13 protein-coding genes are annotated in these 14,377 nt (G+C 70.7%); 8 read left to right on the forward strand and 5 right to left on the reverse strand.

Translation table 11 applies throughout. From position 1 onward, the window contains the following. Positions 1-2,078, forward strand: a 2,078-nt coding sequence (locus tag QHF83_RS44165) for a hypothetical protein (protein ID WP_282424132.1), incomplete at its 5' end; no start/stop codon positions are given. Positions 2,079-2,099: 21 nt separating this feature from the next. Here QHF83_RS44165 and cdd read toward each other — a convergent pair. After that, positions 2,100-2,546 (reverse strand): cytidine deaminase, encoded by a 447-nt coding sequence (cdd, locus tag QHF83_RS44170; RefSeq protein ID WP_282424133.1) that lies wholly within the window; start codon positions 2,544-2,546, stop codon positions 2,100-2,102. Further along, entirely contained in the window at positions 2,543-3,406 is an 864-nt protein-coding gene (locus tag QHF83_RS44175; RefSeq protein ID WP_282424134.1) for a purine-nucleoside phosphorylase, read from the reverse strand. The genes cdd and QHF83_RS44175 overlap by 4 nt, the downstream gene beginning before the upstream one ends. Positions 3,407-3,609: 203 nt before the next feature. Here QHF83_RS44175 and QHF83_RS44180 point away from each other — a divergent pair, with 203 nt between their 5' ends. The 3 genes from QHF83_RS44180 (at position 3,610) to QHF83_RS44190 (ending at position 6,247) form a co-directional block, all read left to right on the forward strand. Further along, on the forward strand, positions 3,610-3,963 hold the full coding sequence (locus QHF83_RS44180) for a hypothetical protein (RefSeq protein ID WP_282424135.1): 354 nt from the start codon (positions 3,610-3,612) through the stop codon (positions 3,961-3,963). A 404-nt stretch (positions 3,964-4,367) separates the two neighbouring features. Beyond that, positions 4,368-5,027: a sigma-70 family RNA polymerase sigma factor gene (locus tag QHF83_RS44185; protein WP_282424136.1), complete on the forward strand. Its 660-nt coding sequence runs from the start codon at positions 4,368-4,370 to the stop codon at positions 5,025-5,027. Beyond that, on the forward strand, positions 5,024-6,247 hold the full coding sequence (locus QHF83_RS44190) for a FecR domain-containing protein (protein WP_282424137.1): 1,224 nt from the start codon (positions 5,024-5,026) through the stop codon (positions 6,245-6,247). The genes QHF83_RS44185 and QHF83_RS44190 overlap by 4 nt, the downstream gene beginning before the upstream one ends. Positions 6,248-6,305: 58 nt before the next feature. Here the strand turns inward: QHF83_RS44190 and QHF83_RS44195 are convergent, their stop codons facing one another. Then, on the reverse strand, positions 6,306-6,626 hold the full coding sequence (locus QHF83_RS44195; protein WP_282424138.1) for a PilZ domain-containing protein: 321 nt from the start codon (positions 6,624-6,626) through the stop codon (positions 6,306-6,308). A gap of 60 nt (positions 6,627-6,686) precedes the next feature. Between QHF83_RS44195 and QHF83_RS44200 the strand changes: the two genes are divergently transcribed. The 4 genes from QHF83_RS44200 to QHF83_RS44215 all read left to right on the forward strand — a co-directional run bounded on the left by QHF83_RS44200 (position 6,687) and on the right by QHF83_RS44215 (position 12,207). Further along, complete coding sequence (locus QHF83_RS44200) at positions 6,687-7,616, forward strand: hypothetical protein (protein WP_282424139.1); 930 nt, start codon at positions 6,687-6,689, stop codon at positions 7,614-7,616. Positions 7,617-7,793: 177 nt separating this feature from the next. Then, a complete protein-coding gene (locus QHF83_RS44205) occupies positions 7,794-8,639 on the forward strand; it encodes a nucleotidyltransferase family protein (RefSeq protein ID WP_282424140.1) in 846 nt (281 codons plus the stop codon). Between the two features lie 201 nt (positions 8,640-8,840). After that, positions 8,841-11,144 (forward strand): hypothetical protein, encoded by a 2,304-nt coding sequence (locus tag QHF83_RS44210; RefSeq protein WP_282424141.1) that lies wholly within the window; start codon positions 8,841-8,843, stop codon positions 11,142-11,144. 100 nt (positions 11,145-11,244) lie between these two features. Continuing rightward, positions 11,245-12,207: an alpha/beta hydrolase gene (locus QHF83_RS44215; RefSeq protein WP_282424142.1), complete on the forward strand. Its 963-nt coding sequence runs from the start codon at positions 11,245-11,247 to the stop codon at positions 12,205-12,207. Here QHF83_RS44215 and QHF83_RS44220 read toward each other — a convergent pair whose 3' ends face one another. Beyond that, positions 12,208-13,770 carry a GMC family oxidoreductase gene (locus QHF83_RS44220; protein WP_282424143.1) on the reverse strand — a complete coding sequence of 521 codons (1,563 nt, stop codon included), beginning with the start codon at positions 13,768-13,770 and terminating at the stop codon, positions 12,208-12,210. Continuing rightward, entirely contained in the window at positions 13,767-14,282 is a 516-nt protein-coding gene (locus tag QHF83_RS44225; RefSeq protein WP_282424144.1) for a hypothetical protein, read from the reverse strand. The genes QHF83_RS44220 and QHF83_RS44225 overlap by 4 nt, the downstream gene beginning before the upstream one ends. Positions 14,283-14,377 lie beyond the last annotated feature (95 nt).

A 14,377-nucleotide genomic window follows, 5' to 3' on the forward strand; every position in this document is an offset into this window, starting at 1 on the left:
CGCCACCTCCGCCGCCTGCGCCCGTGGCCGCTACGCCGCCCCCCGCCGCTCCGCCGCGTCCCGGTGGATCCGCGACCGCGACGCCTCCGCGTCCGACCGCCGCGGCGCCCGCGCCTGCCACGACGCGCTCGGTGCCTCCGCCCGCGGCGCCCTTCCGCGCGAGTGAGCGCCCGCCGGCCCCGCAAACGGTGGACACGGCGGAGCTCGATCGACTCCGCGCGGAGCTCACGCGCAGCAAGGAAGAGCTCACGCGCAGCAAGGAAGAGAGCGCGCGGAGCCGCGACGAGCTCACGCAAGCGAAGGAAGAGCTCACGCGTGCCAAGGGCGAGTTCGCGCGCCTCGAAGGCGACGCCCCGCGTGTCCAGCAAGAGATCGAGGCGCTCCGAGGCGAGCTCGCGCGGACGCGAGACGAGAGCACGCGCCTCGATCAGGAGCTGCAAACCTCGCGCGCCAGCGTGGCGAAGCTCGAGGCCGATCTCGCCAAGGCGAGCGAAGGATCGGCCGACGTGGCGCGGCTCAAGCGCGAGGCCGAGGAGCTCAAGGCGAAGCTCTCCGCGGCCATCGCGGCGACGGCGGCCGTGCAAGGCGGAGGCGGTTTGACGGGCACGGCGGCGCTCACCGCCACCTCGCGCCTCGGCGGCGTGTCGAGCCGCGAGTTCCTCGATCTGCGCGAGGCCCTGAACAAGAAGGACAAGGAGATCCTCGCCCTGCGTGAGCAGGTCTCGCAGCGGGACAAGGAGATCATCGAGCTCAGGGATCAGGCGCTCGTGCTGGAGCGCGAGAAGGCCGATCAGCTCGATCGCATGATCGAGTTCGAGGGCTCGCGTGAGCAGAACGACGCGGAGCTGAACAAGCTGCGCGACGATCGTTCGGCTCTCGAGCAGCGCGTGCAGAACTTCCAGCTCTTGCTCGAGCGTGTCGAGGAGAAGCTCGCGACGCGGGACGCGGAGCTCGCGGCGGCGCGGCTCGATCGAGAGGCCGCGATCGCAATGCGGGAGGAGCAGCTCCGGACGTCGAGCGAGACGCTCTCGCAAGCCGTCGCGGACGCGGAGGCGCGGACGCGCGCGAGCGAGGCCGAGCGGTTCGGGAAGGAGCACGCGGCGGAGATCACGCGGCTCGGCGAGGAGCACGCGGCCGCGATCAAGAAGCTCGGCGAGGAGCACGCGGCGGCGATCGCGAAGCTGCGCGACGAGCACGCGGCCGAGATCGGCGAGCTCAGCGCGGAACAGGGCGCGGAGCTCGGCAAGGCGCGCGAGGAGCACGCGGCGGAGATCACGAAGCTCCGCGAGGAACACGCGGCCGCGATCGAAGCGCTGCGCTCGGCGGGCGCGAGCGAGGCGGAGCGCACGCGGCAAGAGGAAATCACGAAGCTCCGCGAGGAGCACGCGGCCACGCTCGCGCGGATCGAAGCCGAGCACGCGAAGGCCCTCGAAGCGGCGAGCGCCGAGAAAGCGCAGGCGATCGAGGCAGCGACGCGCGCGGCAGACGAGCGGATCGCGGCGCGCGTGCAAGAGCTCGAGGACGAGCACGCGCACGCCCTGGGAGCGCTCGAAGCGCGTCACGCCGCGGCGATCGCGAGCGCAGAAGAGGCCAAGCGGAAGGCCGTCGCGGAGCAGGAGGAGCGATCGCGCGCGGACGAAGCGGCGCGCGCCGCGGAGGTCGAGGAAGAGCGCGAGGTCCGCAAGCGCGCGCTCGCCGAGCAGGAGACGACCCTGCGCGCCGCCGCGGCCGAGCTCGAAGCGCGCATCGCCGCGCTCGGGACCGAGCTCGAAGAGGCCCGCGGGGCGATCGAGTCCGCGCGCCGGGACGAGGGCACGCTGCGCGCGGATCTCGCGGCGCGCGTGGCCGACGTCACGAGGCTCGAAGAGGAGCTGCGCAAGCGCGAAGAGGAGCGCGACGCGCTCGTCGCGGAGAAGGCGACGCTCGTGGCCGACGGTGTCAACGCCGCCGCGCGCCTCACGCGCGTCCGCGCACGGTGGGACGAGGACAAGCTCGCGCTCGAACGCGCGCGCGAGTCGCTCCTGCAGGCCGTGCAGCGAATCCAGGAAGTCGAGTCGCGGTCGATCGACGCGGAGTGAGCCGAGCGGCCGCGCGGCCGCTCAGCTCGATTTCGCGCGGAACGCCTCGGGCAGGAGCGCCGCGAGCGACGTCCTGCGCGAGAGCCCTTCCTGACCGGCGACCGACATCAGGATGTTCAGATCGTCCGCGAACTCGGCGAGCGTCTGCCGGCACATCCCGCACGGCGCGCCGATCGGCGGGCTCTCCACGCCGGGACCGAGCTTCGACGTCCCCGGCGTCACGACCACGAGCGCGATCGGATCACGCTCGCCCGCGGCCACCATCTGCACGATCGCCGAGCGCTCCGCGCAGATCGACAGCCCGTACGACGCGTTCTCCACGTTGCAACCGGTGAAGATCCGACCCGACGCGGTGAGCAGCGCGGCGCCGACGTGGTACGTCGAGTACGGCGCGTGCGCGCGCGTCTGCACGTCGAGCGCCGCCTGCTCGAGCGCGGTCCAATCGATGTTCGTTCGCGGATCGGTCAAGCGGCGCCTCCTCGCCAGCTCCCGCCGCCGGTGATCGCGGCGCCGACCTTCTTCACCCAGGCCGAGAGCAGCGTCGTGAACCGCTCGCGCGACTTCTGCGCCGTCTCCTCGACCTCGGCGTGATCGAGCGGCGTCGGGCTCAGGCCCGCGGCGAGGTTCGTGATGCACGACATCGCGCCGCACCGCACGCCCATGTGCCGCAGCGCGATCACCTCGTGCACCGTGCTCATCCCGACCGCGTCCGCGCCGAGCGTCCGCAGCATCGCGATCTCCGCCGGCGTCTCGTACGACGGACCGAGCAGCCCCGCGTACACGCCCTCGTGGATCGACACGCCCGTGTCCGCCGCTGCCTCGCGCGCGAGCGCCGCGATGCGCCGATCGTAGGCGTGCGTCATGTCCGGAAAGCGCGGCCCCATGCCGGCTTCGTTCGGCCCGACGAGCGGGTTTTGCCCCGTCAGGTTCAGGTGATCGCGGATGAGCATCAGGTCCCCGGGCTGGAACGTGGGCCTCGTGCCGCCGGCGGCGTTCGTCAAGAGCGTGGCACGACACCCGAGCCGCGCGAGCAACCGCGCGCCGAACACCGCGCGCTCGGGCGCGTGGCCCTCGTAGAGGTGCACGCGGCCTTGGAGGCAAGCGACCGGCACTCCGTTCGCGAGGCCGATCCAGAGCTTACCCGCGTGCCCGACGATGGTGGACACGGGCATGAACGGGATTTCGCTGTAGGGGAGCACCACGTGCTCCTCGAGGCTCTCGGCCCACGCGCCGAGCCCCGAACCGAGCACCACGCCGACCACGGGGGTGAGCGGGCTCTTCGATCGGATGACGGAGACGGCCTCGTCGAGGTGGGAGATCAGGCTCATTTGTCGGAGGTTAGTACAGGCCGGCGGGGCGGGTAAACGTTTGCCCGCGCTCGCTCCGCCGTCCGTCCTTTCCTTCGTCGGTTCGAGAAGGGTGCAGGGTTCGGGCGTCCGTGATAGGGTGCGCGCCCTCCTGCGTGTTGAGGGGTGTTCGCGCCCAACCTCGCGCGTAGCCCGCTCCTCCAGAAGCTTCCAAGGTGAATCCGATGAGCACGTTCGAAGAGTTCCTCAAGGCCAAGGCGATCGACCCGCGCAGGATCATCGCGGCGTCCCAGAAGATCGAGAAGCTGCGCCCCGAGGATCGGGCGATTCGTCTGACCAAGCGCCTCGCCCGCAAGAGCGAGGACGGCGCGAAGAAGAAGGAGGGGCTCAAGAAGCCCCGCAGCGGCCGCCCCGTGACGGACCGCGCGATCGCGTCGGCGATCGCGGGCAAGCCCGTCAGCGGCCCCTCCAAGACGCGCATCCTGCGCGCGGTCAACCACATCCTCGAGCAGAAGAAGCAGGAGAAGGTCGACCTCAAGGCGCTCTTCCCCGGCGAGAAGAAGGCCGCGGCGGCCTGAGGGACGAGGCGGGGGCGAGGCTTCGCGAGACGCGAGCTTCGCCCCCGAATCTTTTTCGAAGGGTGCGTCGCGGGCGGCGCTTGGGCCGTCCGTCACAGATCGCCGAGACGTCGGCGGGCGGGCTTGCGCGACGACAGGTCGAGCAAGTCGGCGGCGACGAGGGCGACGGTCAATCCCACGGCGATGTAGAGCATGCGCCGACGTTGGGGCCGGCCGCGGGAAATGGACAAATTTCGTGCAAAAGGGCGGCCTCGTGAATGCGGCCCCGCCGCCGCGCAACGGAGCCGTTCGTGTACCCCGTGGCGCTGCCGCGCGCGATCTCCTCGCTGGTCTCGGCGCCCGCTGTCGCTCCATCCCCGTCGTTTTTCGCATGGCCGAGCGCGAGCCTGGCCACTCGGGCCTTCGTGGACACCGCCGACGTAGACGAGCTCGTCCGGCGCGCCCGGAGCGGCGACAGGGGCGCCTTCTCGTCCCTCTACCGGATGCACCGGGAGGCCGTGGCGCGGCTCGTCTTCCGCATGCTCGGCCGCGCGAGCGACATCGAGGACGTGGTGCAGGAGGTCTTCCTCCAGGTGCACCGGAGCCTCGGTGACTTCCGCGGGCAATCGAAGTTCTCCACCTGGATTCACCGCATCACGGTGAACGTGGTGCTCATGATCCGCAGGGCCGAGCGCAGCCGGCCGGTGTTCGCCGACGAGCCGCTCGCGACCGAGCACGAGAGGGACGCGGGCCTCTTGCCGGACGAGGAGGCGACGCTCCGGCGCCGGCTCGACGCGTTCAAGCGGCTGCTCGATCGGATCTCCGAGAAGAAACGCACGGTCTACGTGCTGCACGACATCGAGGGCTTGGCGCCGGCCGAGATCGCGACGATCGTGGATGCTCCCGTGCTCACGGTGCGAACGAGGTTGTTTTACGCGCGGCGCGAGCTCGCCGAGCTCATGAGGGAGGAGCCTGCGCTCGCGCAGCTCGTGGATGAAATCGGGGGGCTCGGGGCGCAGCTCGGCGCGTCCGAGCAGAGCCCTCGAACGTCGAACGCTCTTCCGGCGGAGGGGAAAGCCACGTGAGCGACAACGACCCCAGCACGCGCGCCCTCGAGGTGATGCGCGGCGCGCTCGCCGACGAGAAGCCGCCCGAGCTGCCCTGGGATGCGATCGAGCAGAAGCTCGAGGAGCGCATCGCAGAGGACGAACGAGCGCGCGCGTCCCGAGCGCTCCCTCGCATCGGTCGCGGCGCGCGCGTGGGCCTCGCGCTTTGCGCGGCCGCTGCGGCGGTGATCGCGGTCGCGAGCTTCGGCGCGCGATCGAAGGACGATACGCCCGCGGGCTTTGCCGTCCGGTGGCGCGCGCCCGAGACGATCGCGTTCCTCGCGGGCAGCGAGTCCGAGCGTGATCTCTCGCTCCTTCGCCCCGGTGACGGCGTCGAGGCCGGCGAGGCGCCGCTCACGCTCGTGCAACGTGGCATCGTCCGCGTCACGCTCGCGCCCGGCGCGCGCGCGACCGTCGTCGCCGCGGCCTCCGAGGCCGGTGGTGCGCTCGTCCTCGGCCTCGAACGAGGCTCGCTGCGCGCCGACGTGACGCCACGAAAAACCGCGGAGGGCCTCGTCGAGACCTTCGCCGTCGACGTCGGCCGCACGCGTGTCGCCGCGCATGGCACCGCGTTCACCGTCGTCCGCGGGAGCGACGACGTCCTCGTCGATCTCGAGCACGGCGCGGTCGCCGTCGGCCCCGCGGGCCGCCCCGGCGTCACCACCGGCCGTCTCCTCGTCGGCCGCGCGCGCGCCTCGTTCTCGCTCGACGGCGGCGAGACCGCGCGCATGCTCACCGTCGAAGACGCGCCCCCCGCGCCGCCTGCGCCGGTGGAGACCACGCCTCCGCCGAAGCCCGCGATCGCGCCGCCGCCTCCGAGCGTCGCCGAGCGCCCGCACCTGCACGCCCCCGATCGTCCGGACGCACCCCCTGCGCCGCCTGCGCCTGTGCCCACGCCCTCCGTCGAGCCCGAGGCGCCGCCTCCGCCCAAGCCCGCGCCCGTGCTCACGCGCGCCTCCGTGCAGGCGGGCCTCTCGGGCTGCTTCGAAACGCACTACCGCGGCGGCGACCCTTCCGTGCGCCTCTCGGTCGCGGCCACGGTCACCGTCTCGCTCGACCCGGAAGGCGCCGTCTCGACCGTGCGCTTCGACCCGCCGCTCGAGCCCCGGTTCATGCAGTGCGTCTTCGACTCGCTGCGCCCGGGCAAGTTCGTTGGGACGAACGGACCTGTCTCCGTGCCGTTCCAGCTCGGTCAATAGCAGGGCGCTGAGAAAGGTTTGCCCGGGCAGAACCCTGCCCCGACAAACCCCGCCCGCTTCAGCGGATCGAAGGCGGCGCGCCCGTGAGGAGCTGCATCAGCGCGTGCGTCTCGCGCGCGCCCATCAGCCCGAACTGCACGCCCATCCCGTCAGGCTCGGTCCAGCGCACCGTCGACTTCACCATGACCTCTTGCTTCACGCCGGGAAGCTGCATGTAGAGGTTCACGCTCGCGTTGAAGGGCGCGGGTTTGTCGGTGACGATGAACATGCCGCCGATGCTCAGGTCGCGTGAGAAAGCATCGATGCGCGGGCCATCCCCCACCTGGAACGCGACGGACAGTCGAACGACCCTTCGCGCGTGTTTTCGCTTCTCGGCCAACACTTTCTCTCCTCGTGTCCCGACGGCGTCCTACAATAAACGGTCGGAGGTCGGAGCGCGGTGGCAAAAAACGAGGCGCGCGTCGCCAAGGGGTTCGGCCGGCTCCTCGAGGGCTGGCAGCCGGGCCTCGTCGCCGTCTTTCTCGCCGGCAGCGCTGCCCTCCTCGCCGTCCCGCGGTCGGTCCCGCCCGAAGGCCTGCCCGCCCCCCTCGTCGAGCCCAGAATGCTCGCCGAGGCCGCGGCGCTCGACGACGCCCGCGCCCGCGCCGTGGAGACGAAACCCCTCGACGCCGACGTCCGCGCGCTCGGATCGCTCCTCCGCGCCTTTGGACGCGCCGACGCGCGCGGCGACGAGGCCATGCTCGCCGAGCTCCGCCGCCAGATCGGCCCCGCCGCTGCCCGCGCCCTCGCCCAGGGGGAAGACGCCGTCCTCGCGCTCCGCGCCTACCAGCTCCGCTCCTTCCTCCGCGAGGTGCGCCGCTTCGTTTCGACCGGCGAAACCTCGGACGAGCTCGTCGAGCTCGGCGGCCCCTTCGCCGACGTCCTCACCCGCAACGGCTGGTGCGAGGGCGCCCCGCCGTGCGTCATGCACATGGACGAACGCGCGCTCCGCGCTTCCTTCAAGCGCCGGTGGAACGAGATCAGCGGCCTCTCGGGCAGCACGCTCGCCCTCGGCATCGACGAGCAGCGCGCGCTCTTCGGCTTCCTCCTCGCGCACCCGCCTCGATCGAATCCGGGCCGCGACGACGGGCGCGGTGCGCAGGACCAGACGGCCTTCCTGCTCCGCAAGATCGACGAGCTCTCGGCCCTCGATCCCTCGTACCCGCGCGAGCTCGCGCGCGGCATCGTCCGGTATCGCAAGGGCGAGTTCGGCCGCGCGGCCGAGCATTTCGCGACGCACCTCGAGATCTCGCCCGACGGACCGTATGCGCTTCGCGCGCAAAACCACCTCCGCGCCGCGCTCGAACGCTCGCTCGAAGGCGCGCCGTAGCCCCATTTCGGTCCCCGCGCCCCTTGCGGTTCGAACTGCCTGGCAACACGTCCCGCCGTGATGTTCCGCCGCACGGTTGATGCAATCTCGTCCTCCGGGACGCCACGCTCGCTCGACACGACGCGGCTCCCGCTCCCCCAACCCAGGACCACTTGCGCCCCCGCACCGAGCGCGCCCGTGGAGCCCACGCTCGCGTTGCCTTGCGACGCCGATCCGAACGCGGTCCTCGCGCTCGACATGACCCCCGAGGCGCGCGACTTCTTCGCGTCGGCGCTCCGCGCGCTCGCCGCGTCCGACGTTCCTTTCCTCGTCGGCGGCGCCTACGCGCTCGCGCACCACGCCGGCATGCGACGGCGCACCCGCGACCTCGACGTCTTCGTCCGCCGCCGCGACGTCGGCGCGGCTCTCCTCGTCCTCGAAAACGCGGGTTACCCGACCTGCATCGCGTTCCCGCACTGGCTCGCCAAGGCGTACTCCGGGGACGAGCACGTCGACGTCATCTGGAGCTCGGGCAACGGCCTCGCCGAGGTCGACGATCTCTGGTTCGAGCACGCGGGCCGCGGCGAGGTCTTCGGCGTCGAGGTCGGCCTCTGCCCTGCGGAAGAGACCATCTTCGCGAAGTCCTTCATCCAGGAGCGCGAGCGATACGACGGGGCCGACGTCGCGCATGTCCTCCGCGCGCGCTGCGAGGATCTCGACTGGCCTCGGCTCGTCGCGCGCTTCGGCGATCACTGGCGGGTGCTCTTGAGCCAGCTCATCCTCTTCGGCTTCATCTATCCGACGGAGCAGCGCCGCATCCCGCCGTGGGTCATGCGCGATCTCGTCGCGCGCCTCGAAGCCGAGTACGCGTCGCCTCCCGAAGTGGGTCACGTCTGCCGGGGCACGCTCCTCTCGCGCGCGCAGTACCTCGCCGATGTGAGCGAGGGCTGGGACGACGCGCGCCTCTGGCCCGCGGGCAGCATGACGTCCGAGGAGATCGCGCACTGGACCGCCGCGATCGACCAGCCGCCCCCGCACCCTTGAGCCTCGCCAACGCGAGAGCACGACTACGGTTGGCGTGATTCGAGCGATCTGCCAACCATGTTGCCAAAATTTCCGTGTAACTGAACAAATCCACCGAAAAACGACAAAACAGGACGGCATCCCTTTTGCGAAGAGGGGGAGGCGCTGCTGCTGAGGCAGCCAACTCGCCAGGCACCTCGCAAATCAGGAAAGGGAGCCCCCATGAACCGCCGTCCTCTTCGTCCAGGTCTTCCGGGCGTCTTCGCTGCCACCTCCGCGATCGTCCTCCCCGGCCTCGCCGCCATCGGTTGCCTCGACCGACCCATCGACGTCGTCGACCCGCGCATCACGTCGACCATCGTCGAGGTCGTCCCGCACAGCGGCGTCGACAAGATCGACCTCATCCTCGGCATCGACAACTCGGCCTCCATGGCCGACAAGCAGCAGATGCTCGCCCAGGCCATCCCCGATCTGGTCGAGAGCCTCGTGAATCCGCCGTGCATCAACGAAGCGGGCACGCCCCTCCCGAGCGCCGAGCAGCCGAAGGGCCCCAGCGATGATTGCCCCACGGGTTCGCGCCGCGAGTTCGAGCCCGTGCTCGACATCCACATCGGCATCGTCTCGTCGAGCCTCGGCGGCCACGGCGGCGGGCATTGCCCCGACCTCCAGACCGACCCGAGCTGCAACGACGAGAAGGTCTCGAAGAACGACCGTGGTCACCTCCTCTCGCGCGCCGATCCCTGCGTCGCCGCCGAGGTCGTGCCGACGTACGCCGACAAGGGCTTCCTCGCGTGGGATCCGAAGGAGCAACTGAGCCCGCCTGGAGAGACGAACCTCGGCACGCTCGACGGCTCCGAGCCCGGCCTCGTGCCCGCGCTCGCCGACATGGTCCGCGGCACCGGTCAGGTCGGCTGCGGCTACGAGTCGCAGCTCGAGAGCATCTACCGCTTCCTCGTCGACCCCGAGCCCTACGACACCATCGACGCCTCGTCGGGTAACGTGAAGGTGAGCGGCACGGACGACGCCCTGCTCGATCAGCGCAAGGACTTCCTCCGCCCCGACTCGCTCGTGGCGATCCTGATGCTGAGCGACGAGAACGACTGCTCGATCAAGGAGACGGGCTTCAACTTCGTCGCCTCGCACACCGCAGCGCTGCCGCGCCCGCGCGCCGAGTGCGCGATCGATCCGAACGACAAGTGCTGCTCCTCTTGCGGCCTGAACCCGCCCGCGGGGTGCCCCGTGGATCCGGGATGCTTTGACGCCAAAGGAGACGTCATGGTGCTGACCCAATCCGAAGATCCCGTCGACCTGCGTTGCTTCGACCAGAAGCGCCGCTTCGGCGTGAACTTCCTCTACCCGACGGATCGCTACGTGAAGGCGTTCTCGAGCCCCGAGATCACGACGCGCAGCGGTGAGGTCGTGCAGAACCCGCTCTTCCCGAAGGCGGATCCCGCCGGGGGCGTGCCCGTCGTGCGCACGCCGGACCTCGTCTTCCTCGCCGGCATCGTCGGCGTGCCGTGGCAGGACATCGCCCGCGATCCGGCGGACCTGACGAAGGGCATCAAGAATGCGCGCGAGATGGGCGAGGACGGGACCTGGGACGTGATCGTCGGCGACCCCGCGAAGGGCATCCTGCCGACGGATCCGCTCATGCACGAGTCGCCCGATCCGCGCGCCGGAAAGCACCCGATCACCGGCGAGCAGACCGACATGGACCCGAGCTCGCCGCTCGGTAACTCGATCAACGGGCACGAGTACGACACGCTCGGCGAAGACCTCCAGTACGCGTGCATCTTCAAGCTGCCCGAGGCGACCGATTGTCCGAACGATCCGAAGTGCGCCGAGTGCCGCGACGGCACCGCGGGCAATCCGCTCTGCGATCCCGCCACGCCCACGATGCGCGTCCGCGCCAAGGCCTACCCCGGCCTGCGCCAGCTCGACGTGCTCCGCGGCCTCGGTGATCAGGGCATCGTCGGATCGGTTTGTCCGAAACAGGTCAACGATCGCACCAAGGCCGACTACGGCTACCGCCCCGCGATCGGCGCGCTCGTCGATCGGCTGAAGGCCAAGATCGGCGGCCCGTGCCTGCCGCGCACGCTCGACCGCGACGACAAGGGCGCCGTGAACTGCCTGCTCCTCGAGGCGCGCGCGACCGGCGGAGCTTGCTCGTGTGATCCCGAGCATGCCCGGCTCCCCGTCGATAGCAAGCACGCCGCCGCGATCGACGAGGCCAAGGCGCGTTCGCCCGAGGCGGGCTGGGATTGCTTCTGCCAGATCCCGCAGCTCGAAAAGGAGGAGCTCTCCATCTGCCAGAACGACGTCTCGGACGACCCGGTCACGCCCGCCGGCGAACCCGTCAGTGGCTTCTGCTACGTCGACGCCTCGACCGACCCGGCCATCGGAAACCCGGCGCTGGTCGCCCGCTGCGCCGATGCCGAGCGCCGCACGATCCGCCTCGTGGGTGAGGGCGAGCCCTCCAAGGGCGCCACCCTGTTCGTCACCTGCTCGGGTGACTCCAGCCCCTGAGCGGACCCGGACGCACCTTCTTGTCACTGCCCAGCGTTGACGCGCGCCCCGTCCCGGGGGAGACGGGAGGAGAGCAGCGCGAGACCGGAGTCTTCACCGCATGGGCACGATCATCCGCCATACCTTCCTGGACTCGAACGGCATCCGCATGCACGTGACCGATGCGGGCCGCGGCTATCCGATCCTCCTCTGCCACGGCTTTCCCGAGCTCTGGTACTCCTGGCGTCGCCAGATCCACGCTCTCGCCGAGGCTGGTTTCCGCGTCCTCTGCCCGGATCTTCGTGGGTACGGGGGGACGGACGCGCCCGAGGAGATCGAGAGCTACGTGATGCGCGAGCTCGTCGAAGACATCCACGGCCTCTTCGACGCGCTCGGCATCGACAAGGCGGGCGTGGTCGGGCACGACTGGGGCGGCTCGCTCGCGTGGCAATTCGCGCTGCGCCACCCCGAGCGCACCGAGCGCGTGGCGAGCCTCAACACCCCGTACGTCCCGCCGGGCCCCGTGGCCCCGAGCGTCATGTACCGCGACGCCTTCGGCCTCACGGACAAGACGTTCTACATGCGTTACTTCCAGGAGCCGGGCGTCGCGGAGCGCGAGCTCGAGGTCGACGTGCGCGACACGTTCCAGAAGATCATGCGCCCGGCGAAGTACGCCGATTCCCTCGCCACGTTCATGACCGTCGGTGATGGTACGTCGCTGCTCGGCAAGATCGGCCCCGGCGAGACGTTCCTCTCGAAGATCGACCTCGACACGTACGTGCGCATCTACAAGCGCACGGGCTTCCGCGGCGGCCTCAACTGGTACCGCGCGATGGATCTTTCGTGGGAGGAGGATCGCTCGCTCCCGTCCCACGAGATCGACCTGCCCGCGTTGCTCGTGGTCGCGGACAAGGACCCCGTCCTTCGGCCGCAGATGGCGGAGCTCTCGATGCCGTACGTGAAGAACCTGCGCGTCGCGCGCGTCGCGGATTGCGGCCACTGGACGCAGCAGGAGAAGCCCGCCGAGGTCGCGAACCTCCTCATCGACTTCTTCGGCGACCTCCGCGATCCCTCGATGGAGTGATCACGCAGAGCGCGCGAGCCGCCGGAACCTCTCCGCGAGGCGCCAGGCGATGCGCGTCGCCATGGCCATGATCGGCTCCTGCGAATTCACGCCGATGCTCGTCGGCAAGATCGAGCCGTCGGCCACGAAGAGCCCCGGCAGCTCGTACGTCTGGCCGTCCGGATCGACGACCCCGCGCCGCGGATCGTTCGCGGCGCGCGCGCTCCCGAGCGGGTGGAACGCCATGCATTCGAGGCGGCGCGCGTCGTAGTTCGACCGTTCGAGCGCGAGCGCATCGTCCATCGTGCGCACCGGACCCGCGCCCGTCACCGACGTGTAGACCTCGCGCGCGCCGGCCGCGAGCGCCATCTCCGACACGATCGTGATCCCACGCCGCAGCCGCGCGAGGTCCTGCGGCGCCATCTCATACGTCAGGATCGGCTCGCGCCCTGGACCCGCCCGCACCGTGCCTCCGCCTTCGTCGTGCACCATCGCGCCGAACACCGCGAGCCTCCGGACCTCGCGCGCCATGCGCCGGAGCCGCGGGCCCACGCCCGGCATGCCCGCCGCGAGCACGTTCACGCTGCTGTACACGCCGACGAGCTTGATCCCCTCGGGCGCGAAATCGTCCGAGTACACGCTCTGCATCGCGCCGTCCCAGCCGCCGATCTCCTCGTCGAACACCGCCACGCAGCGCACGGCTGGGTGGAGCGTCACCCGCCGTCCGAGCTTCTCGCTCGTCCGCCCCACGCCGCTCGCCCCGAGCAAGAGCGGCGTGTGCAGCGTCCCGCAAGCGGCCACGACGACCGGCGCGCGCACGACGAACCGGAACGACGGCCGCCCGCCCTCGCCGCCGAGCAGCCACCCCTCGACGCCGGCCGCGCGCCCGTTTTCGACGCGCACCCGCGTCACGAGCGCGTCCGACACGATGCGCGCTCCGCGCGCGAGCGCGCTCGGCAGATACGACACGTCCACCGAGCGTTTCGCGCCTGCCGGACATGTAAAGTTGCACCGCGCGTTGCCCTCGCACGCCTCGGCGTTGCGGCGCATGGGCTTCATCGTGAGCCCGAGCTTCTCCGCGCCCTCGACGAACTTCATCGTGGAGCGCGAGCGCAACGTGGCCGGCACCTCGCGCACGGACAGCCTGCGCTCGACGTCCTCGTATGCCGGTTCGAGCGCGCGCTCGGAGAGCGCGTCGAGCCCGAGATCGGCGACCCACTGATGATGCACGCTGCTCGGGATCCGGAAGCAAACGCCGCCCGTCAGCAGCGACGAACCTCCCACGGCCCGCCCCATGGTGATCGCGATGATCGGCGTCTGCCCGATCCCGAATGCGGTCGCCATGCCCGACTCGCGGAACAGCCGGCGCAGCGCCTCGCTCGGCCGGAACCGCTGGTACTCTTCAGGCCGGTAATACGGCCCCTCTTCGAGCACGATCACCCGCAGGCCCGCCTCGGCGAGCAGCGTCGCGACGACCGAGCCGCCCGCCCCGGACCCGACCACGACCACGTCGCACGACGCCTCGAACGGCCCCGACAAGTCCCGCCCGTGGACGACACTCTCGCCCGATGGAACGTCGCTCATGGCGCGCGCTCCGGCGCGACCGGAAGCCGCCTTCGTGCCGTCGTGCTCGGCCGATCGAATCCTGTCGACGCGAGCTCCTCGCCCTCCTCGAACACGGCCACGCTCGTCGGCACCTTGAAGGCCACGAGCAGCAGCGCGAAGAACCCGAACTGGCTTTGCTCGAGCGCCTCCAGGTAGCCGACCCGCCGCGCGATGGGCAGGCGGCTCATGCGGGAGAAGGCGCCGATCACGAAGAGCGGCATCATCTCGAGCAGCCACGTGAGCACCGCGAAGCCGCGGCGCAGATCGCTGCTCGCGCGGCCCACGGAGTGGTCGAGCCACGCCGTGGCGCGCTCGCAGATGGCCGGGCTCGCCGGCACGATCGCGCCCTTTTCGTCCTCGTCCGCGTACATGGCCTCTGCGTAGGCGAAGACCACCCGACGCGCCCGGGGCGAGAGGCCCCGCACGGGCCAATCGAGCCGATCGAGCGCGACTTCGGTCCCCGACGACTGTCCCGAAGCGACGTCCGACATTGGGCGAAGCCTAGCACCTGTTTGGAAGGATACAGGCTCCAGGTCCGACGAAATTGCGCTGTGGGGTGGACAAACGCAAAACGCCCCGGGTTTTC

The sequence above is a fragment of the Polyangium sp. 15x6 genome (assembly GCF_029960785.1).
Classification (GTDB): domain Bacteria; phylum Myxococcota_A; class Polyangia; order Polyangiales; family Polyangiaceae; genus Polyangium.